Origin of the sequence: Mycobacterium mantenii (assembly GCF_010731775.1) — a bacterium.
GTDB classification, from domain to species: domain Bacteria; phylum Actinomycetota; class Actinomycetes; order Mycobacteriales; family Mycobacteriaceae; genus Mycobacterium; species Mycobacterium mantenii.
The window spans coordinates 3,373,007-3,398,538 of the sequence record NZ_AP022590.1 but is presented as its reverse complement, the minus strand read 5'-3'; the positions used below and the strand labels follow the sequence as shown (position 1 = coordinate 3,398,538).

At 66.2% G+C, this 25,532-nt stretch carries 23 protein-coding genes and 2 pseudogenes; 18 read left to right on the top strand and 7 right to left on the bottom strand.

Going from position 1 to position 25,532, the window contains the following annotated elements; genetic code table 11:
• Positions 1–382: 382 nt before the first annotated feature.
• The 13 genes from glmS to groL all read left to right on the top strand — a co-directional run bounded on the left by glmS (position 383) and on the right by groL (position 14,572).
• Positions 383–2,269, top strand: a complete 1,887-nt coding sequence (glmS, locus tag G6N50_RS15145) for a glutamine--fructose-6-phosphate transaminase (isomerizing) (protein ID WP_083093470.1) — start codon at positions 383–385, stop codon at positions 2,267–2,269.
• A gap of 118 nt (positions 2,270–2,387) precedes the next feature.
• Positions 2,388–3,296, top strand: a complete 909-nt coding sequence (locus G6N50_RS15140; protein WP_083093473.1) for a DUF4436 domain-containing protein — start codon at positions 2,388–2,390, stop codon at positions 3,294–3,296.
• A 69-nt stretch (positions 3,297–3,365) separates the two neighbouring features.
• Positions 3,366–4,082: a rhomboid-like protein gene (locus tag G6N50_RS15135; protein WP_232068762.1), complete on the top strand. Its 717-nt coding sequence runs from the start codon at positions 3,366–3,368 to the stop codon at positions 4,080–4,082.
• Positions 4,083–4,198: 116 nt separating this feature from the next.
• The gene (locus tag G6N50_RS15130; RefSeq protein ID WP_083093478.1) at positions 4,199–5,620 is read left to right on the top strand and encodes an NAD(P)H-hydrate dehydratase; all 1,422 of its coding nucleotides are present in this window, start codon (positions 4,199–4,201) and stop codon (positions 5,618–5,620) included.
• A gap of 40 nt (positions 5,621–5,660) precedes the next feature.
• Entirely contained in the window at positions 5,661–7,025 is a 1,365-nt protein-coding gene (locus tag G6N50_RS15125) for a glutamate decarboxylase (RefSeq protein ID WP_142275453.1), read from the top strand.
• A gap of 285 nt (positions 7,026–7,310) precedes the next feature.
• Positions 7,311–8,477 carry an alanine racemase gene (gene alr / locus G6N50_RS15120; RefSeq protein WP_083093483.1) on the top strand — a complete coding sequence of 389 codons (1,167 nt, stop codon included), beginning with the start codon at positions 7,311–7,313 and terminating at the stop codon, positions 8,475–8,477.
• Between the two features lie 52 nt (positions 8,478–8,529).
• Complete coding sequence (locus G6N50_RS15115) at positions 8,530–9,579, top strand: alpha/beta fold hydrolase (RefSeq protein ID WP_179970014.1); 1,050 nt, start codon at positions 8,530–8,532, stop codon at positions 9,577–9,579.
• Positions 9,572–10,195, top strand: coding sequence for a tRNA (adenosine(37)-N6)-threonylcarbamoyltransferase complex ATPase subunit type 1 TsaE (gene tsaE, locus G6N50_RS15105; RefSeq protein ID WP_264028725.1), 624 nt, complete (start codon positions 9,572–9,574; stop codon positions 10,193–10,195). Before G6N50_RS15115 ends, tsaE begins: the two co-directional genes overlap by 8 nt.
• Positions 10,180–10,815 (top strand): tRNA (adenosine(37)-N6)-threonylcarbamoyltransferase complex dimerization subunit type 1 TsaB, encoded by a 636-nt coding sequence (gene tsaB, locus G6N50_RS15100; protein WP_179970162.1) that lies wholly within the window; start codon positions 10,180–10,182, stop codon positions 10,813–10,815. Before tsaE ends, tsaB begins: the two co-directional genes overlap by 16 nt.
• Complete coding sequence (gene rimI / locus G6N50_RS15095) at positions 10,812–11,279, top strand: ribosomal protein S18-alanine N-acetyltransferase (protein WP_083093490.1); 468 nt, start codon at positions 10,812–10,814, stop codon at positions 11,277–11,279. The genes tsaB and rimI overlap by 4 nt, the downstream gene beginning before the upstream one ends.
• Entirely contained in the window at positions 11,276–12,310 is a 1,035-nt protein-coding gene (gene tsaD / locus G6N50_RS15090) for a tRNA (adenosine(37)-N6)-threonylcarbamoyltransferase complex transferase subunit TsaD (protein WP_083093491.1), read from the top strand. Before rimI ends, tsaD begins: the two co-directional genes overlap by 4 nt.
• Positions 12,311–12,559: 249 nt before the next feature.
• A complete protein-coding gene (gene groES, locus G6N50_RS15085; RefSeq protein ID WP_007773431.1) occupies positions 12,560–12,862 on the top strand; it encodes a co-chaperone GroES in 303 nt (100 codons plus the stop codon).
• A gap of 81 nt (positions 12,863–12,943) precedes the next feature.
• Complete coding sequence (groL, locus tag G6N50_RS15080) at positions 12,944–14,572, top strand: chaperonin GroEL (RefSeq protein ID WP_083093493.1); 1,629 nt, start codon at positions 12,944–12,946, stop codon at positions 14,570–14,572.
• A 257-nt stretch (positions 14,573–14,829) separates the two neighbouring features.
• On the opposite strand, the pseudogene G6N50_RS15075 reads toward groL, so the two are convergent.
• Positions 14,830–15,190: pseudogene (locus tag G6N50_RS15075) on the bottom strand (hydrogenase).
• A 638-nt stretch (positions 15,191–15,828) separates the two neighbouring features.
• On the opposite strand from G6N50_RS15075, the gene G6N50_RS15070 reads away from it, so the two are divergent.
• Entirely contained in the window at positions 15,829–16,221 is a 393-nt protein-coding gene (locus G6N50_RS15070) for a hypothetical protein (RefSeq protein ID WP_083093495.1), read from the top strand.
• Positions 16,222–16,419: 198 nt separating this feature from the next.
• Here the strand turns inward: G6N50_RS15070 and G6N50_RS15065 are convergent, their stop codons facing one another.
• From G6N50_RS15065 to G6N50_RS15055, 3 genes are read right to left on the bottom strand one after another with little or no spacing between them, the layout of a single operon-like run.
• Entirely contained in the window at positions 16,420–17,289 is an 870-nt protein-coding gene (locus G6N50_RS15065) for an alpha/beta fold hydrolase (protein ID WP_083093497.1), read from the bottom strand.
• 46 nt (positions 17,290–17,335) lie between these two features.
• Entirely contained in the window at positions 17,336–18,709 is a 1,374-nt protein-coding gene (locus G6N50_RS15060) for a fatty acid desaturase family protein (protein ID WP_083093499.1), read from the bottom strand.
• Positions 18,710–18,751: 42 nt separating this feature from the next.
• Positions 18,752–19,087 carry a hypothetical protein gene (locus G6N50_RS15055; RefSeq protein WP_142275446.1) on the bottom strand — a complete coding sequence of 112 codons (336 nt, stop codon included), beginning with the start codon at positions 19,085–19,087 and terminating at the stop codon, positions 18,752–18,754.
• 646 nt (positions 19,088–19,733) lie between these two features.
• Here G6N50_RS15055 and G6N50_RS15050 point away from each other — a divergent pair.
• Positions 19,734–20,814 (top strand): annotated as a pseudogene (locus tag G6N50_RS15050) (GAF domain-containing sensor histidine kinase); the annotation flags it as partial.
• A gap of 36 nt (positions 20,815–20,850) precedes the next feature.
• Here the strand turns inward: G6N50_RS15050 and G6N50_RS15045 are convergent.
• Positions 20,851–21,612: a TetR/AcrR family transcriptional regulator C-terminal domain-containing protein gene (locus G6N50_RS15045; protein ID WP_083093577.1), complete on the bottom strand. Its 762-nt coding sequence runs from the start codon at positions 21,610–21,612 to the stop codon at positions 20,851–20,853.
• Positions 21,613–21,739: 127 nt separating this feature from the next.
• Here G6N50_RS15045 and G6N50_RS15040 point away from each other — a divergent pair, with 127 nt between their 5' ends.
• From G6N50_RS15040 to G6N50_RS29070, 3 genes are all read left to right on the top strand, one after another.
• Entirely contained in the window at positions 21,740–22,222 is a 483-nt protein-coding gene (locus G6N50_RS15040; RefSeq protein ID WP_372509956.1) for a hypothetical protein, read from the top strand.
• Positions 22,223–22,310: 88 nt separating this feature from the next.
• On the top strand, positions 22,311–22,484 hold the full coding sequence (locus tag G6N50_RS15035; protein WP_083093501.1) for a CsbD family protein: 174 nt from the start codon (positions 22,311–22,313) through the stop codon (positions 22,482–22,484).
• Positions 22,485–22,534: 50 nt separating this feature from the next.
• Positions 22,535–22,714, top strand: a complete 180-nt coding sequence (locus G6N50_RS29070; protein WP_083093503.1) for a DUF6131 family protein — start codon at positions 22,535–22,537, stop codon at positions 22,712–22,714.
• A 1,052-nt stretch (positions 22,715–23,766) separates the two neighbouring features.
• Here G6N50_RS29070 and G6N50_RS29400 read toward each other — a convergent pair.
• Positions 23,767–24,144 carry a hypothetical protein gene (locus G6N50_RS29400; protein WP_232068761.1) on the bottom strand — a complete coding sequence of 126 codons (378 nt, stop codon included), beginning with the start codon at positions 24,142–24,144 and terminating at the stop codon, positions 23,767–23,769.
• Positions 24,145–24,410: 266 nt separating this feature from the next.
• Positions 24,411–25,241 carry a hypothetical protein gene (locus G6N50_RS15020; RefSeq protein WP_083093506.1) on the bottom strand — a complete coding sequence of 277 codons (831 nt, stop codon included), beginning with the start codon at positions 25,239–25,241 and terminating at the stop codon, positions 24,411–24,413.
• Positions 25,242–25,532: the final 291 nt, after the last annotated feature.

The following is a 25,532-nucleotide window of genomic DNA, read 5'->3' as shown; positions in this document are numbered from 1 at the left end:
TTATGCCTAATTAATGCCTTACCGCAAAGCGATGACCACGGTTTCGCGGCTGATACGCTGTGGAATCGTGACCGCTCGGGCTTCAAGCAGCTCGTCCTTCGGCCGGCTGGGGCTCTTTCTAGTATTTGCTGACATTTCGAATGCTGGGACGATAAATCTCGCCGACATGTAAGCAAACGGAAACGTCACAAATACATCAGGTAAAAACGTTCCGCCGTTTATGACGACTGAGTGAATGAAACCGTCACCGTCCCGGTACGCCGAAACCCGGCGGTGGGCCGACTGGCGGTAAGGGTCGGCACGGGCCTTTCGTGCAGGTGGGCGGCCTGACCACCACGGTGGAGTGCGGGGTCGGTGGTCCGGCTGCACTACCCTGGTCAGAATGTGCGGAATTGTCGGCTACGTCGGGCAGCAGCCCGCCTGTGAGGTCGTCATGGCCGCCCTGCGCCGGATGGAATACCGCGGTTACGACTCGTCGGGCGTCGCCTTGGTCAACGGCAGTGGCCTCTCAGCAGGCACCTTGACGGTCAGCCGACGTGCCGGCCGGCTGGCCAACCTGGAAGAGGCGGTCGCCGAGATGCCGCCGTCCTCGCTGACCGGAACCACCGGTCTGGGCCACACCCGGTGGGCCACCCACGGACGTCCCACCGACCGCAACGCTCACCCACACTGCGACGCCGCCGGCAAGATCGCGGTGGTCCACAACGGCATCATCGAGAACTACGCCGGCCTGCGCCACGAGCTGGAGGCCCAGGGCGTCGAGTTCGCCAGCGACACTGACACCGAGGTCGCGGTGCATCTGGTGTCGCAGGCCTACCGGCACGGCGACACCGCAGGCGATTTCGCCGCCTCGGTGCTCGCGGTGCTGCGCCGCCTGGACGGTCACTTCACGCTGGTGTTCGCCAACGCCGACGACCCGGGCACCATCGTCGCCGCCCGCCGCTCCACCCCGCTGGTGATCGGCATCGGCGACGGCGAGATGTTTGTCGGCTCCGACGTGGCGGCGTTCATCCCGCACACCCGCAACGCCATCGAACTCGGCCAGGACCAAGCCGTGGTGATCACCGCGAACGGCTATCGGATCACCGACTTCGACGGCAACGAAGACTTGGGACCCGGCGCCTACCGCGAGTTCCACATCGACTGGGATCTGGCCGCCGCCGAAAAGGGCGGCTACGAGTACTTCATGCTCAAGGAGATCGCCGAGCAGCCCGCCGCCGTGGCCGACACCCTGCTGGGGCATTTCGTCGACGGCCGGATCGTCCTCGACGAACAGCGCTTGAGCGATCAGGAACTCCGCGAGATCGACAAGGTGTTCGTGGTGGCCTGCGGCACGGCGTATCACTCCGGCCTGTTGGCCAAGTACGCGATCGAGCACTGGACGCGGCTGCCGGTCGAGGTCGAGCTGGCCAGCGAATTCCGGTACCGCGACCCGGTTCTGGACCGCAGCACCCTGGTGGTCGCCATCTCGCAGTCCGGTGAAACCGCGGACACGCTCGAAGCCGTGCGGCACGCCAAGGAGCAGAAGGCCAAGGTCTTGGCGATCTGCAACACCAACGGCTCACAGATTCCGCGCGAGTGCGACGCCGTGCTGTACACCCGCGCCGGCCCGGAGATCGGGGTGGCCTCGACCAAGACGTTCCTGGCGCAGATCACCGCCAACTATCTCGTCGGGCTGGCGCTGGCCCAGGCCCGCGGCACCAAGTACCCCGACGAGGTGCAGCGCGAATACCACGAGCTGGAAGCGATGCCCGACCTTGTCGCGCGGGTGATCGCGACGATCAAGCCGGTGGCCGCCTTGGCCTATCAATTCGCCCAGTCCCCGACGGTGCTGTTCCTGGGTCGCCACGTCGGGTACCCGGTGGCGCTGGAAGGCGCGCTGAAACTCAAGGAATTGGCCTACATGCACGCCGAGGGCTTCGCCGCCGGCGAGCTCAAGCACGGCCCCATCGCGCTGATCGAGGACGATCTGCCGGTCATCGTCATCATGCCGTCCCCCAAGGGCTCGGCCGTGCTGCACGCCAAGCTGCTGTCCAACATCCGCGAGATCCAGGCGCGCGGTGCGATAACGATTGTGATCGCCGAGGAAGGCGACGACACGGTGCGCCCCCACGCCGATCACCTGATCGAAATTCCTTCCGTGTCAACGCTTCTGCAACCCCTGCTCTCGACGATCCCGCTCCAGGTGTTCGCCGCGTCGGTGGCGCAGGCGCGCGGCTACGACGTCGACAAGCCGCGAAACCTGGCCAAGTCCGTCACCGTCGAATAGGCCGGCATGCCTCGCGCGCTTCGGCCGGATACCGGGCGGACGCGCAGCCGATCCATTACATTGCCCTCGGGCAGCTTTTGCGGCAGGTGGGTTGGGCTACGTCCGTACGGGAGGAAGTATGCGATCGGCCGGCACAAAGTACGGCGTCGTAGGCCTTGTCGTTCTCATCCTGGTGGCGTACGTGGTGGCGGTCGGGATGTACGCACAAAGCGGCACGGGCCGGCGTCTGGACGCGGTTGCCGTGACTGCCGACGGCGACAAGCCGTCGGCGACCATCAACGTCGAAGACATTCAGTCCAACAACAGCGTCCTCGCGGTCAACCTGGCATTCAATCCCGGGTCCGCGCTGCTGGATCCGAAAACCCACCATCTGAAGGACGATCTGAGCCTGCGCGTCAGGTCCGCTGCGATGCCCGCCCGGCACACCTGGACCAAGGGCATGCTGCCCGGCTTGATGGCGGTCCCGCTGACCATCGCCGGGCAAATCGAGCGCTGGCCCTTCGATCAATACCGCTCGGGGCCGATCGAAGTCGAGATCTTCTACGGCCCGGAGACCGAGCGGGCACCCGACCGAGTGCCGGTCACCTTCATCGACCATCTTTCGGGTTGGCGGCTTTCCGCCACCAGATCCCAGGCCGACGGTCCCTACCGCCTGAACGTGCGGCGGTCGCTCAGCACCGCGGCGTTCGCCATCGTCATCCTCGGCGTGCTGATCACGATCGCCAGTCTGGCGGTGTTCGTCGCGGTCCAGACGGCGCGCGACCGGCGCCCGTTTCAGCCGCCGATGACGACGTGGTACGCGGCCATGCTGTTCGCGGTGGTGCCGCTGCGCAACGCGCTACCCGGTTCGCCGCCGTTCGGCAGCTGGGTCGACATCACCGTCGTCATCTGGGTCCTGGCCGCGCTGGCGCTCTCGATGGTGATCTACATCAGCACCTGGTGGCGGCACTTGAAACCGATGCCCGCCGCCGAGCCGGCGAATCCGGCCCCCGCACCGGCGGATCCGGCTCCCGCGCCGGCGAAGTAGCCGGGCACCGGCGGCGTGTTTGCCGCCGAAGTTGTCCGGCGCCACGCTCCGCGTGCGAAGGTTGATGGCGTGGCGCATCCATCGGTTCGCAGACGAGTGCGGGGCCTGACGCTGGCGGTCTGGCATTACGTGACCAGCGCGCCGCTGACCTACGGCTGGCTGCTCGTGCTGATGACCACGACGATCATCCAGAGGCATCTCACCGGAAGGGAGCTGCACTCGGTACTCCTGCACCGCTCCACCAACATTCACGAGTTGGGCAGGGACCCGCTCGACGTCCTGTTCGCCAGCCTGCTGTGGATCGACGGCAAGAATTTCGAGCCCTACCTGCTGCTGTTCACCCTGTTTCTCGCGCCGGTCGAACACTGGCTCGGCCAGCTGCGCTGGCTCACTGTGGGATTGAGCTCGCACATCCTCGCCACCTACATCAGCGAAGGCATCCTCTACTTCGCGATCGAGGAACACAACGCCGCGCAACGGCTGGTGCACTCCCGCGACATCGGGGTCAGCTATTTCCTCGTCGGCGTGATGGCCGTGCTGACCTTCCACATCGCCCGGCCGTGGCGCTGGGGCTATCTCGGGGTGTTGTTCATCATCTTCGGTTTCCCGCTGATCACGATGGGCAGCGAATTGAACTTCACCGCGATCGGGCACTTCACCTCAATCCTCATCGGCTTGTGCTTCTACCCGATGACCCGCACTCGCTCGAAAGGCAGTCTGCAGTTGAGTCCGGCGCGGCTGCGGTCCATGGTGCGCCGCCGCGTGCCGCCGGAAACCCCGACCTGATGCCGGCACCGAAAGGCTTTGGGAGCCAAGCCAGTGCGCAACCGTTCCGGCCGCGGTGAACGTCGCCGGGCCGTGCGCCGCTGTACACCGCGATGGCGACACGTAATCTGACTCTGATGCGGCATTACTACCCGGTAGACGCGATCCGCCAGGCCGAAGCCCCGCTGCTGGCCAGCCTGCCCGACGGCGTCCTGATGCGGCGCGCTGCCTACGGCCTGGCCACCGAGATCATCGGTGAGTTAGCCGCCCGCACCGGCGGGGTAACCGGGCGACGTGTGTGCGCGGTCGTCGGCTCGGGGGACAACGGCGGTGACGCGCTGTGGGCGGCCACCTTCCTGCGCCGTCGCGGCGCGGCCGCCGACGCGATCCTGCTCAACCCGGAGCGCACCCACCGCAAAGGCCTGGCGGCGCTCCGTCACGCCGGCGGCCGGATCGTCGAAAGTATCTCTCCGACAACCGATCTCGTCATCGACGGCGTGGTGGGTATCTCCGGCTCGGGAGCGCTGCGGCCCGCCGCGGCTGAGGTGTTCGCCGCGGTCGACGACGCGGGCATCCCAGTGGTCGCCGTCGACATCCCCAGCGGCATCGACGCGGGGACCGGGGCGATCTCCGGACCCGCGGTGCACGCCGTGCTGACCGTCACCTTCGGCGGGCTCAAACCCGTGCACGCGCTCGCCGACTGCGGGCGGGTGCGGCTGATCGACATCGGGCTCGATCTGCCGGATACCGACACGCTGGGTTTCGAGGCGGCCGACGTCGCCGCCCGCTGGCCGGTACCCGGGCCGCACGACGACAAGTACACCCAGGGCGTCACCGGCGTGATGGCCGGTTCGTCGACGTATCCGGGCGCCGCCGTCCTGTGCACCGGCGCCGCCGTCGCGGCGACCTCCGGCATGGTCCGCTACGCCGGCAGCGCGCACCGCGAGGTGCTCGCACACTGGCCCGAGGTGATCGCCTCGCCCAGCCCGGCGTCGGCCGGCCGGGTGCAATCCTGGGTCGTCGGGCCGGGATTGGGCACCGACGACGTCGGGGCCGCGGCGTTGTGGTTCGCGCTGGAAACCGACCTGCCGGTGATCGTGGACGCCGACGGGCTCACCATCCTGGCGGCCCATCCCGACCTGGTGGCCAACCGCACCGCGCCGACGGTGCTGACACCGCACGCGGGTGAATTCGCCCGCCTGGCGGGTAACCCACCCGGTGATGACCGGGCGGGTGCGTGCCGGAAGCTGGCCGACGCGTTCGGCGCCACGGTGCTGCTCAAGGGCAACGTCACGGTCATCGCCGGTCCGGGCGGCGCGGTCTACCTCAATCCGGCCGGACAATCCTGGGCGTCCACCGCCGGCTCCGGTGACGTGTTGTCCGGCATGATCGGCGCGCTGCTGGCGTCGGGCTTGCCGCCCGCCGAGGCGGCCGCCGCGGCGGCCTTCGTGCATGCGCGTGCCGCGGCACTGTCGGCCGCCGACCCGGGCCCCGGCGAAGCGCCCACCTCGGCGTCTCGCATGGTGCCGCACATCCGAGCCGCCCTGGCCGCCCTTTAGCAGCAGTAGAAAGGATTTCGTTGTGCCCCAACACCCTTCCATGCCCGCGCATGCCATCGCCCCGGCCTACACCGGGCGCCTATTCACCGCGCCGGTACCGGCCCTGCGGATGCCCGACGAGTCGATGGATCCCGAGGCCGCCTACCGCTTCATCCACGACGAGCTGATGCTGGACGGAAGTTCCCGGCTGAACCTGGCGACCTTCGTCACCACCTGGATGGACCCCGAGGCCGGGCGGCTGATGGCGGAAACGTTCGACAAGAACATGATCGACAAGGACGAGTACCCGGCGACGGCGGCCATCGAGCAGCGCTGCGTGTGCATGGTGGCCGACCTGTTCCACGCCGACGGCCTGCGTGACGACGACCCCTCCAGTGCGTGCGGGGTGTCGACCATCGGGTCCAGCGAGGCGGTGATGCTGGGCGGGCTGGCGATGAAGTGGCGGTGGCGCGCAAAAATCGGCAAGGATTGGAAGACGCGCACGCCGAACCTGGTGATGGGTTCCAACGTCCAGGTGGTCTGGGAGAAGTTCTGCCGCTACTTCGACGTCGAGCCGCGCTACCTGCCGATGGAGGAGGGTCGCTACGTCATCACGCCCGAGCAGGTCGTCGACGCCGTCGACGAGGACACCATCGGCGTGGTCGCGATCCTGGGCACCACCTACACCGGCGAGCTGGAGCCGATCGCCCAGATCTGCGCGGCGCTGGACAAGCTGGCCGCCGGCGGCGGCATGGACGTCCCGGTGCACGTCGACGCCGCCAGCGGCGGATTCGTGGTGCCGTTCCTGCATCCGGACCTGAAGTGGGACTTCCGGCTGCCGCGGGTGGTGTCGATCAACGTCAGCGGCCACAAGTACGGGCTGACCTATCCCGGTGTGGGGTTCGTGGTGTGGCGCAGCAAGGAGTACCTGCCCGAGGACCTGGTGTTCCACGTCAATTACCTGGGCGGCGACATGCCGACCTTTACGCTGAATTTCTCCCGCCCGGGCAACCAGGTGGTCGGCCAGTACTACAACTTCCTGCGGCTGGGCCGCGAGGGCTACACGCAGGTCATGCAGACGTTGTCGTCGACCGCGCGTTGGCTGGGTGAGCAGCTGCGCGTCGGCGAACATTGCGAGCTGATCTCCGACGGCTCGGCGATCCCGGTGGTCAGTTTCCGGCTGGCCCGCGACCGCGGCTACACCGAGTTCGACGTCTCCCACGAACTGCGCGGCTACGGCTGGCAGGTGCCCGCCTACACCATGCCCGACAACGCGACCAACATCTCGGTGCTGCGCATCGTGGTTCGCGAGGGTCTGTCCGCCGACCTGGCCCGGGCGCTGCACGACGACGCCCGCAGCGCGCTGGCGTCGCTGGACAAGCTCAAGCCGGGCGGGCACTACAGCGCCGAGCACTTCGCGCACTGAGTTTCCGTCACACGGGCCACAGTGGTCCCGGATCCGGAAGTCATGTGTGTGATGCCCGCCTCACAGCGACAACGCGCCCGCGACCGCGTCGATCCTGCGCGTTGTCGCGAGGCGGGCAATTGCGTATCCACCGGCTCGCCGGGGCGCATGTGGCCGCTGTGATCACTACGACAACACGGCCCGGCTGTGTGCGGTCCGTCCGCCGTCGGCGAACGGTGTGTCCGATCGGTTCTGGGAGAATGGCTGCTGCGAACTGACAGACAGACGAGTGGGAGCACGACTTCCTTGGCCGTTACGCCGATATCCCTGACACCGGGCGTCCTCGCCGAGGCCCTGGTCGACCTGGGCGCGATTGAGCACAACGTGCGGCTGCTGTGTGAGCAGGCCGGCGACGCGCAGGTGATGGCCGTGGTCAAGGCCGACGGCTACGGCCACGGAGCCGTCCAGACGGCGCGCGCCGCGCTCGCCGCGGGGGCCGCCGAACTGGGTGTCGCCACCGTCGCCGAGGCCCTGGCGCTGCGCGCCGCGGGGATCACCGCGCCGGTGCTGGCCTGGCTGCACCCGCCAGGCATCGACTTCGGTCCCGCGCTGCTGGCCGACGTTCAGATCGCCGTGTCGTCGGAGCGTCAGCTCGACGAGCTGTTGGACGCGGCGCGCCGCACCGGCCGGACCGCGACGGTCACCGTCAAGGCCGACACCGGGCTAAACCGCAATGGGGTGGCGCCGGCGCAATACCCCTCGATGCTGACTGCGCTGCGCCGGACCGTCGCCGAGGAGGCCATTGTGTTGCGGGGCCTGATGTCGCACATGGTCTACGCCGATCAGCCCGCCAATCCCGTGAATAACCTTCAGGCCCAACGGTTCAGCGAGCTGCTGGCCCAGGCAAGCGATCAAGGTGTGCGGTTCGACGTGGCGCACCTGTCGAATTCGTCGGCCACCATGTCTCGTCCCGACCTGGCCTTCGACATGGTGCGCCCCGGCATCGCGATATACGGGTTGAGTCCGGTCCCCGAACTCGGCGACATGGGCCTGGTGCCGGCGATGACGGTGAAATGTACTGTGGCACTGGTTAAGTCGATTCGTGCGGGGGAGAGCGTGTCCTACGGCCACACCTGGACCGCGCAGCGCGACACCAACCTCGCGCTGCTGCCGGTCGGCTACGCCGACGGCGTCTTCCGGTCGCTGGGCGGCCGGCTCGAGGTGTTGATCAACGGCAGCCGGCGCCCGGGCGTCGGGCGGATCTGCATGGACCAGTTCGTCGTCGACCTCGGACCGGGGCGCACCGACGTGGCCGAAGGTGACGAGGCGATCCTGTTCGGGCCGGGCGGCGGCGGCGAACCCACTGCGCAGGATTGGGCCGACCTGCTCGGCACCATCCACTACGAAGTGGTGACCAGCCCCCGCGGGCGGATCACCAGGGCCTACCGCGAGGCGCATACCGTTGAGCCGTGAGAAACCCCGCAGGCGCCACAAGGGCAGGGCCTGGCTTGCGGGAGGCGCCGGGGTGACCGCCGTCGCCACCATCGTCGGAGCCTCGGCCCGCCGGTCGATGACCCAGCGCACCGCGGTCGAAGACCCGTACGCCCACGAGGATTTCAGCAGGCTCGAGGACGACGGAAGCCTGGTGGTGACCACACCCGACGGGATACCGCTGGCGGTCCGCGAAGCAGGCCCCGGCGACGCACCGCTGACCCTGGTGTTCGTCCACGGATTCTGCCTGCAAATGGGTGCCTTTCATTTCCAGCGCACGCGGCTGCCCGATCACTTGGGCCCTGACGTGCGAATGGTCTTCTACGACCAGCGCGGGCACGGCAGATCCGGCGAGGCGGACCCCGAGACCTACACGCTGACCCAACTCGGCAGGGACCTTCAAACCGTGCTGAACGTGGTGGCCCCCCGCGGAATGATTGTGCTGGTGGGACACTCGATGGGCGGCATGACGGTGTTGTCCCATGCCCGCCAGTTCCCCGAACAGTACGGGCGCCGGATCGTGGGCGCCGCGCTGATTTCCTCGGCGGCCGAGGGTGTTTCGAGATCACCGCTGGGCGAGATCCTGAAAAACCCTGCGCTGGAAGCGGTCCGGGTCGCCGCGCGGTCGGCGCCGAAGCTGATGCACCGCGGCCGCAACGTGTCCCGGTCGTTGATCGGCCCGGTGCTGCGGGCCGCCTCCTACAGCGACCTGCACGTCAGCCGCAGCCTGGATGCTTTCTCCCAGCAGATGATGAACAGCACCCCCATCCCCACCATGGTGGGATTCCTGGACGCGCTGGAACAACATGACGAAACCGCCGGGTTGTGGACGCTGTTGCGGGTCCCCACCCTGGTCGCCTGTGGCGATCACGACCTGCTCACCCCGGACGAGTATTCGCGAAAGATGGCCGCCAGCCTGCCGCAGTCCGAGTTGGTCATCGTCGCCGGCGCCAGCCACCTGGCACTACTCGACAAGCCCGAGGCCATCAACGGCGGACTGGTCCGACTGGTCAGGCGGGCCACCCCGACCAGGGCGGCGCTGCGGTTACGACGGCTACGAGAAAGGTTGCGGCGCCATGGTTGACGGCGTCGACCCGCCTCGCCCGGCTTCGCCGCGCTTGCGATCGCCGCAGGTTGACGGCGTCGACCCGCCTCGCCCGGCTTCGCCGCGCTCGCGATCGCCGCAGGTTGACGGCGTCGACCCGCCTCGCCCGGCTTCGCCGCGGGCTGAGCGTGACGGCGGCACCGCGACGCTCGAGCGCGTCGAGGACACCATGGCGCTGGGCTCGCGGCTGGGGCAGCGGCTGCGGGCGGGTGACGTGGTGGTGCTCTCCGGTCCGCTCGGCGCGGGAAAGACTGTGCTGGCCAAGGGCATTGCCGCGGCGATGGATGTCGACGGACCTGTCACCTCACCGTCCTACGTGTTGGCGCGGGTGCATCCGCCGCGGCGGCCCGGCACCCCGGCCATGATTCACGTGGACATGTACCGGTTGCTCGACCACACCGACAACCAAGGCGCCGACCTGCTCGGCGAACTCGATTCCCTGGACTTGGACAGCGATCTCGACGACGCTGTCGTCGTGGTGGAATGGGGCGAGGGCCTGGTCGAGCGGCTTGCCGAGCGTCACCTGGACATCCGGCTGGAACGCCTGAGCGAGTCCGACGTGCGGATCGCTTCGTGGCAATGGATTCGCGCATGAGCATCGTGCTTGCCCTCGACACCGCCACCCCGGCCGTCACAGCCGGGATCGTGCGGCGTGACGACCTGTGCGTGCTCGCCGAGCGGGTCACCGTCGACGCGCGGGCCCACGCCGAGCGGCTCACCCCGAATGTGGTTGCCGCACTGGCCGATGCGGGGTTGACGATGGCCGACCTGGATGCCGTCGTGGTGGGCTGCGGCCCCGGCCCGTTCACCGGCCTGCGGGCCGGGATGGCCACCGCGGCCGCCTACGGGCACGCGCTCGGCATCCCGGTGTACGGGGTCTGCAGCCTGGACGCCATCGGGGTGCGCACCGCCGGCGAGGTGCTGGTGGTCACCGACGCCCGCCGGCGCGAGGTCTACTGGGCCCGCTACCGCGACGGGTTTCGCATGGACGGGCCGGGAGTCAACGCCCCGGCCGACGTCGATCCGGGCGTCGCGCGGGCGGTGGCCGGTTCGAAGGAGCACGCGGCGATGTTCGACCTGCCGCACTGCGAGCCCGTCTACCCCGCCCCGGCCGGACTCGTCGCCGCGGTGCCCGATTGGTCCGCCGACCCCGAACCGCTGGTGGCGCTGTATCTTCGCCGCCCGGACGCAAAACCGTTGGCGACGCGGCAATGACCGCCCACAGCGAACCCGCGACCGTCGGCGGCCTGACCCGGGCCGACGCGCAGCGCTGCGCCGAGCTGGAGGCGCAGCTCTTCGACGGCGACGACCCCTGGCCGGCGGCGGCGTTCAACCGCGCACTGGCCAGTGCCCACAACCACTACGTGGGTGCCCGGATCGGCGAGACGCTGGTCGGGTACGCGGGTATCTCGCGGCTGGGCCGCACCCCGCCCTACGAGTACGAGGTGCACACCATCGGCGTGGATCCCGCGTATCAGGGCCGGGGCATCGGGCGCCGGCTGCTCGACGAGCTGCTGACCTTCGCCGACGGGGGTGCTGTGTACCTGGAAGTCCGCACCGACAACGAGGTGGCCATCGGGCTGTATACCAGTGTGGGGTTCGAGCGGATCGGTCTGCGCCGCCGCTATTACCGCGTCAGCGGCGCCGACGCGTACACGATGCGACGGGAGGCCCAGTGACCAACATCCTGGCCATCGAAACCTCTTGCGACGAAACGGGAGTCGGCATCGCGCGGCTGGACGCCGACGGCACGGTGATGCTGCTGGCCGACGAGGTGGCGTCCAGCGTCGACGAGCACGTGCGGTTCGGCGGCGTGGTCCCCGAAATCGCCTCGCGCGCACACCTGGAGGCGCTGGGGCCGGCGATGCGCCGCGCGTTGTCGACCGCCGGCCTGGACAAGCCGGACGTGGTCGCGGCGACCATCGGGCCCGGGCTGGCCGGCGCCCTGCTGGTGGGAGTCGCTGCGGCCAAGGCGTATTCGGCCGCCTGGGGAGTGCCCTTCTACGCGGTGAACCATCTGGGCGGACATCTGGCCGCCGACGTCTACGAGCACGGGCCGCTGCCCGAGTGTGTGGCGCTGCTGGTCTCCGGGGGCCACACCCATCTGTTGCATGTGCGTTCGCTCGGCGAGCCGATCCTGGAACTGGGCAGCACCGTCGACGACGCCGCCGGCGAGGCCTACGACAAGGTGGCGCGGCTGCTGGGGCTGGGCTACCCGGGCGGCAGGGTGCTCGACGAGCTGGCCCGCACCTGCGTCCGGAAGGCCGCGGAGATCCCGGCCTTCCCGCGCGGCATGACCGGGCCCCGCGACGACCCCTACGCGTTCAGCTTTTCCGGGCTCAAGACGGCCGTCGCGCGATACCTGGAAAGCCACCCGGACGCGGCGAACGCCGATATCGCCGCCGGGTTCCAGGAGGCCGTCGCCGACGTGCTGACCCGCAAGGCGGTGCGCGCGGCCACCGACCTCGGGGTCTCGACGTTGCTGATCGCGGGGGGAGTGGCCGCGAATTCGCGGCTGCGGGAGCTGGCGGAGCAGCGCTGCGCAGCGGCCGGGCTGGCGCTGCGGGTCCCCAGGCCCCGGCTGTGCACCGACAACGGGGCGATGATCGCATCCTTCGCCGCGCACCTGGTGGCCGCCGGCGCGCCGCCGTCGCCGTTGGACGTGCCGAGTGACCCCGGCCTGCCAGTGCTAAAAGGGCAGGTGAGCTGATGTTCGCTCAGCGCGGACACATCAACTCCGGAGAAGCAGCAGGGCGCCCTTGAGTGCTAGCACTCGCATGTATAGAGTGCTAGGTGGCAATCGGCCAAACCCTGTGTCGGCACCCGCGACGACGGCGCTCGGGCACGGTCGGATGCCGAACACCTGATAACTCGGAAGGTTCGGGGTCAACCCGTACCGCCCGTCAACTCCGGTCCGGGCACGTCCCGGACCCGACCCAAACACTGGAGGGCTCCAATCGTGGCGAAGGTGAAGATCAAGCCACTCGAGGACAAGATTCTCGTGCAGGCCAACGAGGCCGAGACCACGACCGCGTCTGGTCTGGTCATTCCTGACACCGCCAAGGAGAAGCCGCAGGAAGGCACCGTCGTCGCAGTCGGCCCCGGCCGGTGGGACGAAGACGGCGCGAAGCGCATCCCGCTGGACGTCTCAGAAGGCGACACCGTCATCTACAGCAAGTACGGCGGCACCGAGATCAAGTACGGCGGCGAGGAGTACCTGATCCTGTCGGCACGCGACGTGCTGGCTGTCGTATCCAAGTAAGGACCGTGTTCCGCCCCGGCGATCCCCGCGCCCTGCGCGGGTGATTTCCGGGGCGGCATGCGTTCCGCGTAAAGGAGCCTGATGAGCAAGATCATTGAGTATGACGAAACCGCGCGCCGCGCCATGGAGGCCGGTGTGAACAAGCTCGCCGACGCTGTACGGGTGACTCTGGGCCCGCGCGGCCGGCATGTGGTGCTGGCCAAGGCATTCGGCGGGCCGGCGGTGACCAACGACGGCGTCACCGTCGCGCGAGAGATCGATTTGGAGGACCCGTTCGAGAACTTAGGCGCCCAGCTGGTCAAGTCGGTGGCCACCAAGACCAACGACGTCGCCGGTGACGGCACCACCACGGCGACCGTGCTGGCGCAGGCGCTGATCAAGGACGGTCTGCGCATGGTCGCCGCCGGCGCCAACCCCATCGAACTCGGCGTCGGGATCGGCAAGGCCGGCGACGCGGTGTCCGAGGCGCTGCTCGCGGAGGCCACCCCGGTGGCCGGCAAGGAGGGTATCGCGCAGGTGGCGACGGTGTCCTCGCGCGACCAGCTCCTGGGTGAGCTGGTCGGCGAGGCGATGACCAAGGTCGGCACCGACGGCGTGGTCAGCGTCGAGGAATCCTCGACTCTGAGCACCGAGCTCGAGTTCACCGAGGGCGTCGGTTTCGACAAGGGTTTCCTGTCGGCGTATTTCGTCACCGACTTCGACGCCCAGCAGGCCGTGCTGGACGACCCGTTGATCCTGTTGCACCAGGACAAGATCAGCTCGCTGCCCGATCTGCTGCCCATGTTGGAGAAGGTCGCCGAATCGGGCAAGCCGCTGCTGATCATCGCCGAGGACGTCGAGGGCGAGGCGCTGGCGACCCTGGTCGTCAACTCCATTCGCAAGACGCTCAAGGCCGTCGCGGTCAAGGCGCCGTTCTTCGGCGATCGCCGCAAGGCGTTCCTGGAGGATCTGGCGGTCGTGACCGGTGGCCAGGTGATCAACCCCGACGCGGGCCTGCTGCTGCGCGAGGTCGGCACGGATGTGCTGGGCTCGGCCCGCCGCGTGGTCGTCAGCAAGGACGACACCATCGTCGTCGAGGGCGGCGGCTCCAAGGACGCGGTCGAGGCCCGCATCAAGCAACTGCGCGCCGAGATCGAGAACAGCGACTCGGATTGGGACCGCGAGAAGCTGCAGGAGCGGCTGGCCAAGCTGGCCGGCGGCGTGGCCGTCATCAAGGTCGGCGCCGCCACCGAGACCGCGCTCAAGGAGCGCAAGGAAAGCGTCGAGGACGCTGTCGCGGCCGCCAAGGCGGCCGTCGAGGAGGGCATTGTCGCGGGCGGCGGAACGGCGCTCATCCACGCCCGCAAGGCGTTGAAGGAACTGCGCGGGACGCTGAGCGGCGACGTGGCGCTCGGGGTCGACGTGTTCTCCGAGGCGTTGGCGGCCCCGCTGTTTTGGATTGCCACCAACGCCGGGCTGGACGGCTCGGTTGTGGTCAACAAGGTCAGCGAGCTGCCCGTCGGGCAGGGGCTGAACGCCGAGACGCTCGCCTATGGCGACCTGCTCGGCGCCGGCATCATCGACCCGGTCAAGGTGACCCGCTCGGCCGTCGTCAACGCGGCGTCGGTGGCCCGGATGGTGCTCACCACCGAGACCGCCATTGTCGAGAAGCCTGCCGAGGCCGACGAGCACGACCACGGCCACGGCCACGGTCATCACCACCATCACTAAGCACGCAATGCGGAACACCCCTGGGATGATTGCCCGGGGGTGTTTTCGTCAGGGTGCGATGGCCTTCCTTCGCGAAACTGAAGCTATTGCGCGGGTTTTCAGCGTTTCGTCGCAACGGTTTACGTGTCGGGATGGCTGCAACCGAACACCACCGGAACGGCGGTGGTCGACCAGCCCGCCGGCGCGGATGAGGACCTTCGGTTGTAAAGGCCGGGGGCGCATTATCTTTCACGCTTCGCCGTGTCGACGGGTCGTCGTCAGAGCCCGACGATGACAATGCCCACGCCGACCACGATCGATAGCGACAGGGACACCAACAGGAAGCTCACAAACCCTTCCTTTCCCGCCGAGGCCACGTGGTCGGTGGCCGCGATCGGCGCGAGTTTGCGGCCGGCGCCCCATACCGCTGCGAACAGCGCCGCCAACCAGTTCGCGTAGGCGGAGTAGACGATCAGTACGACTGCCGTAACTCCCTAAGCGTCGGGCAGGTGGATGTGTGGCCACAGGAGGCCGAGCAGCACGAGGAACATGCCGTCGAGCACTGCCTCGAGGTGACTCGGCAACGCCATGCGGGTTCTTCACTGCGGGGACGGCGAACCCGGTGAGCGGGCCCAGCAGGAACGCCGCGCGCGCCTTGGACTGATGTCGGCCATCCTGGGTTCCGGCACCCTCACCGGCCCGGCGGTTCGGGAGGCACATCCCGCGAAAGCATCGGTAGACGCCGCTGCCGTGGCTTCTAAGAGCTGAACCGCGACATCGCATCGATCAGCGGCAACTGGGTTTGTCGAGGATGTGGGCGCGGGTGGAGTCTGCTGAAACCGTCCAGAACTGTCCAGGCCTGCGTTAGCCGCGAACGCATCGAGCAAAGGCTGGCTGGACCGAACGGCACAGCAGGGCGGCTGCTCGAGTGTGTCGCAGGGGTGTACCCCTGCAGTCCTCCGAACCGCAGGTGGGACTTACGGCCCTACCTTCGTCGAGGCACAGCCGGGCATCATTGGATCCGCTGCCAAGCGCGAAGAAGGACCAGCGGTGAAGTCACTTATAGCGCCAGATCACCCGAGGGCTCCTCGTCGCAACGGCTCTTGGGGGCATGGCCAAAGGTGGCCGTCCACTGTGCCCTGGAAATCTCACTGGCGCCCACGACAACCGTCGCTCGGCGAGGACATGGGCCGCCGATAACCAGGGATACAGATGCGTCGGCTTTCTCGGATCAGACCGGTGCAGCGGCCCGCCAGTCTGCCGACCAAGGAGCGGAAATGAAAAAGGACGAAGCAGACCAATGTGAACAGGAACTGATGCAGCCGCTCGCACAGGCCCTCCGTAACAGGCTTGGTGATGCAGTGGAGGTCCACGTGCAGAACGATCCGCGCCTGATCACTGGTGAGAGGGTTGTATACGCCACGTGGCTCGAAGTTTCGCTCAAAGATGCACGGACTGATGTCGTCTTTAGGCCCCTCGGCCGCGAAGACTTCTCTGCGGTCTGGCAATGGGGAAAGAGCGGCCGATTCGTCTTCCCGATTCCACAAGGCGGCGACGATGGTCACGACGGCGCCCGAGCGTCCGTTGACGCTGTCGCCGAACGCATCTGCCAAACCGCGAGCATGTGGCATGAGGAGCCGCCCGAGTCGTTTGGCTGGTCAGTCACCTGAAGCCCACTTGTCGCCGCGGCAAGGTTCACCGTCGAAGCCGTGGCCCGCTGAGGCTGGGCTTGGAAGATGACGATCGCGGCCCTGACGACGGTCGCAAGGCATGATTCCGCTGCTAACCATTCGTGGAGGTAGCGGATTAAAGCGACTCCCAGGTGGCCGCCAGCCGCGCGGGATTCACTCGCCGCATCCCAATTCTGGTCAGGTTTTTAGATTCGTCAGATCGGCATGCCGCCCGGTGGTGGCGATGAAGTCGTCAAGGATGTCCACCACCGCTGCCGGGGACTCGACATGCGGGAAGTGCCCGACACCGGCGAGCACCTCAAGTCGACTGCCCGGCACAGCGTCGTGAGCGGCGTAGCCGTGGGCGACAGGAATGATCCGGTCCTGCTCGCCCCAAATCAACAAGGTGGGCAATCCATAACCCAAATGCATCTTGCTGAGCGCACTGACCGCCTGACCGCGGTAATCCACCACCGAGCGCAACGTACGCAGGAACGCCTGCCGTGTCTGGCGATCCGACAACGAGGAATAGGCGTTCCACATCTCGCCTGCCCGTGGCGACTGGATTCCGGCCGACGCAAGCCACGACCCCAGCTTGTTGCCGACGTTCAACACCGGCTGCGGCGCGACCACTGGTAGCACCAGCTCGGTTCCGGGCGCTGACAGGACCCGCAATATCCAGTTCAGGTCGGGGCCGAGGCCACCGCTGCTGATGAGAACCAGTCGCTGGCAGTAGTCGCGATGTTGATAGGTGAACTGCATGGCCACACCGCCACCGAGTGACTGACCAACCACGGTCGCCCGGCTGATGCCCAGTTCGTCGAGCAGATCACGCAGCGATGCCGCGAACGCACCCAACGAATAGTCACCGCGCGGCTTTGCTGATTCCCCATGCCCCAACAGGTCGGGTGCCACCACCCGATACTTCTTCGACAACTGAGGGATGACGGCCCGCCAGGTCGCCGAACTTCCCGCCATGCCATGAATCAAGAGCAGCGCGTCGCCGGCCCCTGCGTCCCGATAGGCAATACGCTCACCATGCAGATCGAGATAGTTCAACTCGGTCACGTGAACTGGTCTCCATCCAACGGTGTTCGGGCGCGCCTGCACAGCGTTATAGCAATCGCCCCCTGGCTCTTAGCCGACCATAGCGTAACCTACGGTCCAGTAGGTTACCGGCCAGTAAATCGCCGCCATCTTCTGGCGCCGACCTGATCGATGCCGCCTGGTCAGTGTGTTCGCCGACGCACGGGTCGCGACGCCATTGGCGGACCCCCGCGATCGCTGTCTTGAGGCCACGGCGACGCCCTGTCGCCAGGTCGGTGCCGGCGAAACCGGGCTCAAGTTCGGTGAACATCCGCTCGCTGCGGGTCTCGGGGGCGTTGTCGGCGGTGTCGTGCAGGTAGCGATCCGGCAGCGACAGTTTGGCGATGGTGCGCCACGTCTTGCCGTACTGCACCAGGAACGAGCCTGTGGTGTAGGGCAGGTCGTACTTGTCGCACAGCGCGCGCACCCGCACCGAGATCTCGTGCAGCCGGTTGCTCGGCAGATCGGGATACAGGTGGTGCTCGATCTGGTGGCACAGGTTGCCGCTCATGAACCGCAGCGCGGGGCCGGCGTCAAAGTTGGCGCTGCCCAACATCTGGCGCAGATACCACTGACCCCCGGTTTCGGCGATCATGTCGGTCTTGGTGAATTTCTCTGCGCCATCGGGGAAATGGCCACAGAAGATCACCGCGTTGGCCCAGATGTTGCGGATCACGTTGGCCACGACGTTGGCCTTCAGTGTCGATTGGTAGGTCGCGCCGGGCGACAGCGAGGTCAGCGCCGGGAATGCCACGTAGTCCTTGACCACCTGCCGTCCGGCCTTGGCCGAAAACTCGCGGATCTGCAGGAGGGTGATGTCACGATCCGGGCCGGCCTTGAAGACCTTGCCGAACTCGATGGGCTGCAAGCCAATTCCCCACTCGAATCCAAGCGCGAGGATGGTATTGAACAGCAGGTTGCCGAGGTTGTAGCCCTTCCACTGCTGGTCACGGGTTACTCGCAGGGTGCTGTAGCCCACGTCGTCGTCCATGCCGAGGATGTTGGTGTACTTGTGGTGCTGAAAGTTGTGGGTGAAGCGCCAGTGTTTTGACGCCGCACTCATGTCCCACTCCCATGTCGAGGAGTGAATCTCGGGATCGTTCATCCAGTTCCACTGGCCGTGCATGACGTTGTGGCCGATCTCCATGTTCTCGATGATCTTGGCCAGACCCAGGGTCACCGTTCCCGCCCACCACGCCAAGCGTTTCGAGCTACCGGTCAGCATGACCCGGCCGGCTATCTCGAGGGCACGTTGCGCGGCGATGGTGCGGCGGATGTAGCGCGCGTCGCGCTCGCCACGGGAATCCTCGATGTCCAGCCGGATCGCGTCGAGCTCAAGGGCGAGATTCTCGATATCGGCGTCGGTCAGGTGAGCGAATGCCGGGACATCGGTAATCGCCATCGTGTCCTCTCTAGCGGGCTTGTATGTCGGGTGCCGAGCGTTCTATCGGATGTTCGGGAGGACGTCAGTGTTCTTGGCGTCGTTTGGCTTTGCCTCGGCCCGGTTTTGCCTTTGCCCGCTTGGTCGGCGTCTTTCGTTGCACAACAAGGTATTCCCGGCATCACCGGCATGGTTGGTTCTTGCCCGGTCGCCGGTCGAGTGAATGCGGAACTGGTGGTACTCCGGATTCCAGCTAACGAGGGAACGGGCGGATTGTGCATGCTGTCTGACCGCGACGGCGTAGAAATCGGAATGTGCGGCGGCGAGCGAATGCTCATCAAGTTCGGCGGCGTACAGCCAAACCTTCTCCGGACTGGCTGAAGGACTCAGCAACTGCAACGCTACACCCATCAGGTACGGGGGGCAGCTCAGTTGCAGTCCTTCCCAGGCGCTTAGCAGCACTGTTGGCGTGGTCTCAGTTGACGATCGCTCGCCGGCTGCGCCCAATCATCCGGATTCACATGAAGACCGATCGGGTCGTGGCCGTTGTCGCCGTTGCGCCATCGGCGATCCGGATTGTTTCGCCGCGAGTGGGTCGGCTGACGCGGCAGCCCAGTCAACCCCGACTGCCGGCACCAAGCCGGCTACCGCGCCGATCCCGGGTAGTACGAAATGGTGTAGCGTCAAGGTGCTGAGAATTTCAGCTAGGTGCGGGATGAGTTCAGCCGTGCACACCGCTCAACTCAAGGAGCATTGGCTCCGAACCCTCACACGCCGGTGATCAATGGGACGTCAGGTCACCATGACCGCTTCACTTGCTTACTCCGCCAACCCCACCGCTTCCTGGGTAGACCTGCCGGGACCGAACCCAGTAATGGTTCGCAGGCAGCTCTCAGCGCCGCCCTTCACCGGCACTGCGGCACCGACGGGTGCGAATACGGTCGGCGCGCCGAGCGTGACAAGCCTCGTGATCATCGCGAACGCGCCGATCGTTGCCGTCAGCGTTCCGATTGATCGGAATGACCATGTCGGCTGTTGAAGCGGCGAAGCGATGCGTGACGTCGCAACCTGACTACTCTGCGGCCCCGATGCCCGCAACAGTCTATCGGCCCATCGCCCAGCAAGCTCTCAGGCTGACGGGCGCAGAAATCACATTGGTCGCTGTCGCAATCAACCACGACATACCGACGTCGGACGTGGCCGATCTGATGGTCGTGGAAATCGCCAGGGCTGCAATTACCTCGACGCCGGCTCATGCCATCCCCATCGCAGGTACCTCGATCGGGCGGACCTTCGTGGAGGGGACCCCCCGACGACTGAACAACTTCGACGTCGCCATCGACGGCGTCCAACGTGCCGGCCCGGCGCTGGTGCTTCCGCTGCGCACCACCGATACCGTGGCGGGGGTGTTGGTCGCGGTGCGGCGTGACGGCGCCCGGACTTTCGGCGACGAGCAGCTCGACATGATGGCCGCATTCACCGACCAGGCGGCGCTCGCCTGGCAGCTGGGGTCCACACAGCGCCGGATGCGCGAACTCGACATTCTCGCTGACCGCGACAGGATCGCCCGCGACCTGGGCCACCAGGTGATCCAGCGGATCTTCGGGATCGGATTGGCTCTGCAGGGAACCATTCCGCTGGCGCGGTCAACTGAGGTGCAGCAGAGACTGTCCGGCAGCATCGATGATCTTCAAGTCGTCATTCAGGAGATTCGCGCCGCAATTTTCGACCTGCACGTTGCACCGCTGGGCATCACTCGGCTGCGAGAACGGCTCGACGAGGCAGTCGCGCGCTTCTGCGGTTCCGAACTGGAGACCACGGTTCAATTCGTAGGCCCCTTGTCGGCTGTCGATGCTGCACTCGCCGATCACGCCGAAGCCGTTGTGCGCGAAGCGGTCAGCAACGTTGTCCGGCATGCCGCCGCGACCAGACTTGCGGTGACCGTCAAGGTCGAGGACGACGTGTGCATCGAAGTGATCGACAACGGTCGAGGCGTTCCCGGCGTCATCACCGGCAGTGGCTTGACCAGCTTGCATCACCGAGCGCTGCAGGCCGGCGGAGCGTTCACGATCGCGGATGCTCCCGGCGGAGGCACCGTGCTGCGCTGGTCAGCGCCGCTACCGTAATCATCACCCTGCTGCGACCATGAGCCGCTCAGGGAGTTATCCAGCGGCGGATGTATCTTCGGCGGTTGGGGGTTGTCCGTCGCCGCCGGTGAGCGTCGCGGTCATGCCGGGGAGCAGCAGATTGAGGAAGCGGTCCAGCTCGGCGGCGCCATCATAGGAGGCCAGGGCGGGTGCCAGGGCACGCAGTTGAGGGAATTCGGTGATCGCGAGCCGGTGAAGACCGAGCCGTAGTACATGGTCGGTTTCCTCGGGTCGCTCGATAACCTCCTGCAATTCATTGAGGATGTGGCCGTACAGGTAGCCGAACAGCACTCTGTAGATGTGCAGGGCATCCTCGGCGGTGAAGCCGGCGGATATGAGCAGTGCGAGGACGTCCTCTAGCGGCCGCAGCATTCCTGGCGGCCGCTGGCCGAGCGGGGTGGCCAAGGGTCGCGTGACCAACAGCGGCACCACGTTGGGGTGCTTCAGGGCCAACTGGCGGAAGTTGTGCGCGACGGTACGCAGTTGGCCCCCCCAGTCCGGATCCGTACTGTCGACGGATAGCTGTGCGAGCACCATCTCCGCGACTCCGTCAAGCACTGCGGCTTTGTTGGGCATGTGCCGGTAGAGCATCACCGGATCTCGGCCCACCGCTTCGCTGAGGCGGCGCATTGACAGGCCGTCCACACCGTCGCGGTCCACGATGCGCAGCGCGGTCTGCAGGATCATCGACCGGTTGAGCTGACCATTGTTTCTGCCGGCGGCGGGCGGGCCCTCGTCGTCAGCGCCGGCGTTGGGCCCGGCCGACTGTCTCGTCATTGCCTGAGCACTTCCCTTCTGGTTCGTCATCGAAGCGGGCACCGATTCCAAATTCAACAACATATTCAACGAAGTTAACCTACACCGTTGGTCAACATTGTTGACATAACCCTACCTGCAGTGTGTAATGGATATCAAGCACTGCAATTGGAGACCCGACATGATTGTCATCGTTGGATTAGCTGTTCTATTCTTCGCCGTGGTCGTCGGGTTCCTGGGCGTGCTGAACAACGCGGGGGCAGCTCACCCGTTGAGCGAGAACTTCTCGGTGTTGGGCTACCACGTCACCGGATCGACCGGCACCCTTTTTCTCTTCGGGATCGTGATCGGCGCGCTGGCGATGCTGGGTATGAGCGTGTTGCTCGCCGGTGCGCGGCGTACTGCCGCGCGCGGGCGCGACGCCCGCCGCGAGCTCGAACGATCGCAGCGCGAAGTCGAGTTTGTGAACCGAGACCGCGAATTCCAAAACCAGCCCGTCGGCACGGATACCGGGTCAATGGCGAACTCCCAATTGTCCACCACCCGCCCGAGGAGGAAGAGGGGATCCCTCCTCGGGCGCCGGTCGTGGGGTCGGCAACCGACAGCACCGCGGGGCGGCGGACGCCGCTAGGCGCCGACACGGTTCATTTGGGGAGTTCTCAGTCGCGAGCGGCGATCCCTGAAAAGAAAAAATTTGCAACGAACATAGGAAAGAAGCAGTGAGCATAAGTAAAAAGGTCGCCCACAAACTCGAAGAGGCCAAGGGCGCCACCAAGAAGATCTACGGCCGCGCCATTGGCAACACGCGTCTGCGCACCGAGGGACGCGTCGATCAGTTCAAGGGCAACACCAAACAAGCGGGGGCGAAGGTCAAAGACGCCTTCAAACACTGACCCCGGCAATCCTCCTCCCCAGGCATCTACACAGAAACTAGGCAAACGTTATGATCATTCTCGGAATCATCCTTATCGTCCTCGGACTCCTGCTCCCTAGCCTCGTCCCTACCTTCGCCTTCGCCCACGTTGTTTTGGTCCTCGGGGTCATCCTCCTCGTCGTCGGTCTGATACTGATGCTGATGGGACGGATGGGACACGCCGTCGGCGGCCGCCGTCACTACTACTAAACCGGCCAGGCGTGTAACCCACCGTGTCGGCCCCGACAACTTCTCGTCGCCGTCCGGCGGGTGACTCGCAAGCAGAGCCGCGTCATGCGGTGCCAATCCCCAAGGTGACGGGCGCGCACGTGCCCCGACCCAGTCCATAACTCCCACAGCTCAATTCGAGCGATTCCAAGTTTCGCCGGCCGCCCGACCCAAATCAAAGAGCCGACATGACTACCAGGCAGTATCGTTGGGATCATCGTCGTCATTGTCGCGGCAGCTCTGTTCGTCGCCGCAACCGCGCGCATGGCGCGCGGGAAACGCACCGAAACACCTCCGCGTCCAAGCCGGCGACATCCGCGACGAAGCCGTCGAACAGTCCCACGAGGTCGCGTAACGCGAAGCGCTTGCCGACGAGACGGCAGCCAAGGCCCGCGCTGCGCAAGCCGAGGCCGAAGCCATGGCACCACACTCGGCCGCCCTACAACACCAGGCGCAAGCACGTCACACTGACGCCACGTCACTGACGCAGCTACTCCCCGCACCTGAGGTGAACCGGAAGTTCGAGGGGCCCTCGAATTAAATTCGGGAGCCGGCGGTGCCCTGAGCACCGCATCGCGGCGCGGGCGCCCCTGATTGTGTCTACCAGGCGCCGCGTGGGGGTGAGGGTTCAGTGGAGACCGCGCACACCGTGCGCCAGGTCTCAGCCGCTGCGTGAACCGGGGATGAGGGCAGCCAGGGGCCGCGCACAGACTTCCCGTCGCTTACGCCCTCGCGCGTGGTTTGCCCCGCCTTCGGAATCCCATGTCGACTGGGCCGCGGCCATTTCTCTGTGTCCGGTGGCGCGGCGTATACCCGCGCGGAGTACTTCGTGGACCGTCAAGTACGGCCTGTCCGGAGCCGGTGGCGTCAATCTGCCTATGGCGGCATGGTTGTCGACAACTTGCGCTTCGATGATGTGCGTCATGACCGTCCCTTTGTCTTGCCCGCGAAAGCGAGCTGCTGGTTGTCGCGCTTCTTACGAAAATAGGGCGATTTACAAAAATAGGGCGATCGAGAACGGCGTGGAGGTGACCCTAGTGGCGGATCGTCGCGCTGTTGCGCCGGCGGCTACTCATGGGGTCGCGCGCTGACTTCTGGTGTTCAAGTTGCCGGATCAGCTCACGCTTTGCTTCGCAGATAGCGCGGGTGATGTCCGGGTTCTCAGCGACTGCCACCAGTGGCGCACGGCCGGGCAGGCTCGTGCGCAAAGTGACGCGCTGCTCGTTGCCGCCACGATCCTGCAACGAGACTTCCACATCGATGTCCCGCGGATTCCATCGTCCCAGCAGGTGCGGACCGAGCGTCGACAACGTCTCCAGTACGTGCTGACGCTCCTTTTCTTTGAAGCCCGCACCGACGTGAAGCACGTGCTCGCCGAACGCATCTCGTTGTTCGTTGTCCGGTTTCATCATGGTCGTTCTCCTTAGACTGCGGGCTACGCGCAGGCGCTGGCGTCTTTCTCGACGCATGTCGTGGTCGTGCGATGTTCGAACCGATTTACCGGGAACAGACGGAAACACGTTGATCCTTCGGCGAACTCCAGATGAGCTCCGGCGATAGCTGGTTTCCGGTATGTCTCAATTAGACGCCCTTCACCGCCATATGTCAACAGCGTTGACACACTGCGTAGGCGTGCAGGTGTCCTTTGAAATATCTTGGGCCTCAGCGGCTCAGAACTCTAAGGAGTTCGGGGGACAGATCCGTCGTCGTCGATGAAACGAACGAAGCGTGCATCCTCCATGCCGCCCTGCTCTGCGCCCATCGAGGGCCACAAGATGCGCTCGGAAAGTGTTGTACGGTGGGCGAACTCGACGGCATACGTCCGTTCGGCGATGCTGCGGAATGCGGAAATCGTCTCCTCGGCGTGTGCGCGGTGGCGACGACCGGCCGCCCGCTGCGATTGCGTCGACCAGAACACCGGAAGTGACCTGATCCGTGGAGTCGTAGGGCAGGAGACCAAGGCCGAGGACCGAACCAGCGCAGTCAGCGACGACACGTTGCGGTAGTGGGCGTCGAAGCACACCGAGTCCGCTACGCCGGTGCGCCGCGCCTGTTCGGCACGGGGCCTCGCGGTATGCTTCACCGTCGACGGCCAAACCTTTGGGTGCGTGCGGCCGGCAACCAGGTAACGCGGTCGGCCATGGAGCTCGCGCAGCGATCCCATCGCCTCGATGACCCGCTCGATGCCCTTCCCCGGCCCCAGCAGGCCCCAGGTCAACAGAGTCGTTCTGCCCGAACGCATTTCCGACGTTGAAGCCGAGGCACAGGCGTTGCCTGGCCGCCTCCGACATAACAACCACCCGAGCCGCTGTCGCCGCGATCGCCTCAAGCACAAAACGCTGATGCGGGGTCGGGTCTTGAGGACCGTGTGGGCGACCACGATCGACGGGATGCGCAGCCCCCCGATGATGTCCACCACCTCGTCTCCGTCGACACCGCCGTAGATGCCGTACTCATGCTGCACGATCGCGATATCGCTCTCGTTCAGCAATTCGGAGGCTGCTGCCACGGATGTCGCGGAACCGTTGACAGCTCTCCGATCACCCGAGCATCAGGGGATGACGACCCGTCGGCAATTCGCACGACGCCGACGTCAGAACCATTCGCGCACAACCCTTCCGACAAGGCTGCACTGAACGTCGCCGACCCGCACGGTGTCGGTGGATACGTACTCAGGATGCCGAAACTCATGGAGCCGCAACGACCTCGCCCAACAAGGGGGGCATTCGATGTTTCACGGGTGTCTAAAGCGCTCAAGGTGATCCCGACGGACGGTTGTCACCGGTGTGTCCGGCGTGAG

Coding starts and splice junctions, on each gene's coding strand:
- G6N50_RS15130 (WP_083093478.1), top strand. CDS start 4,199: ATGCGGCATTACTACCCGGTAGACGCGATCCGCCAGGCCGAAGCCCCG.
- G6N50_RS15125 (WP_142275453.1), top strand. CDS start 5,661: ATGCCCGCGCATGCCATCGCCCCGGCCTACACCGGGCGCCTATTCACC.
- G6N50_RS29070 (WP_083093503.1), top strand. CDS start 22,535: ATGATCATTCTCGGAATCATCCTTATCGTCCTCGGACTCCTGCTCCCT.
- G6N50_RS15140 (WP_083093473.1), top strand. CDS start 2,388: ATGCGATCGGCCGGCACAAAGTACGGCGTCGTAGGCCTTGTCGTTCTC.
- groL (WP_083093493.1), top strand. CDS start 12,944: ATGAGCAAGATCATTGAGTATGACGAAACCGCGCGCCGCGCCATGGAG.
- tsaB (WP_179970162.1), top strand. CDS start 10,180: ATGGATTCGCGCATGAGCATCGTGCTTGCCCTCGACACCGCCACCCCG.
- G6N50_RS15040 (WP_372509956.1), top strand. CDS start 21,740: ATGGATATCAAGCACTGCAATTGGAGACCCGACATGATTGTCATCGTT.
- rimI (WP_083093490.1), top strand. CDS start 10,812: ATGACCGCCCACAGCGAACCCGCGACCGTCGGCGGCCTGACCCGGGCC.
- G6N50_RS15070 (WP_083093495.1), top strand. CDS start 15,829: ATGAAAAAGGACGAAGCAGACCAATGTGAACAGGAACTGATGCAGCCG.
- glmS (WP_083093470.1), top strand. CDS start 383: ATGTGCGGAATTGTCGGCTACGTCGGGCAGCAGCCCGCCTGTGAGGTC.
- tsaE (WP_264028725.1), top strand. CDS start 9,572: ATGGTTGACGGCGTCGACCCGCCTCGCCCGGCTTCGCCGCGCTTGCGA.
- G6N50_RS15060 (WP_083093499.1), bottom strand. CDS start 18,709: ATGGCGATTACCGATGTCCCGGCATTCGCTCACCTGACCGACGCCGAT.
- G6N50_RS29400 (WP_232068761.1), bottom strand. CDS start 24,144: ATGATGAAACCGGACAACGAACAACGAGATGCGTTCGGCGAGCACGTG.
- G6N50_RS15045 (WP_083093577.1), bottom strand. CDS start 21,612: ATGACGAGACAGTCGGCCGGGCCCAACGCCGGCGCTGACGACGAGGGC.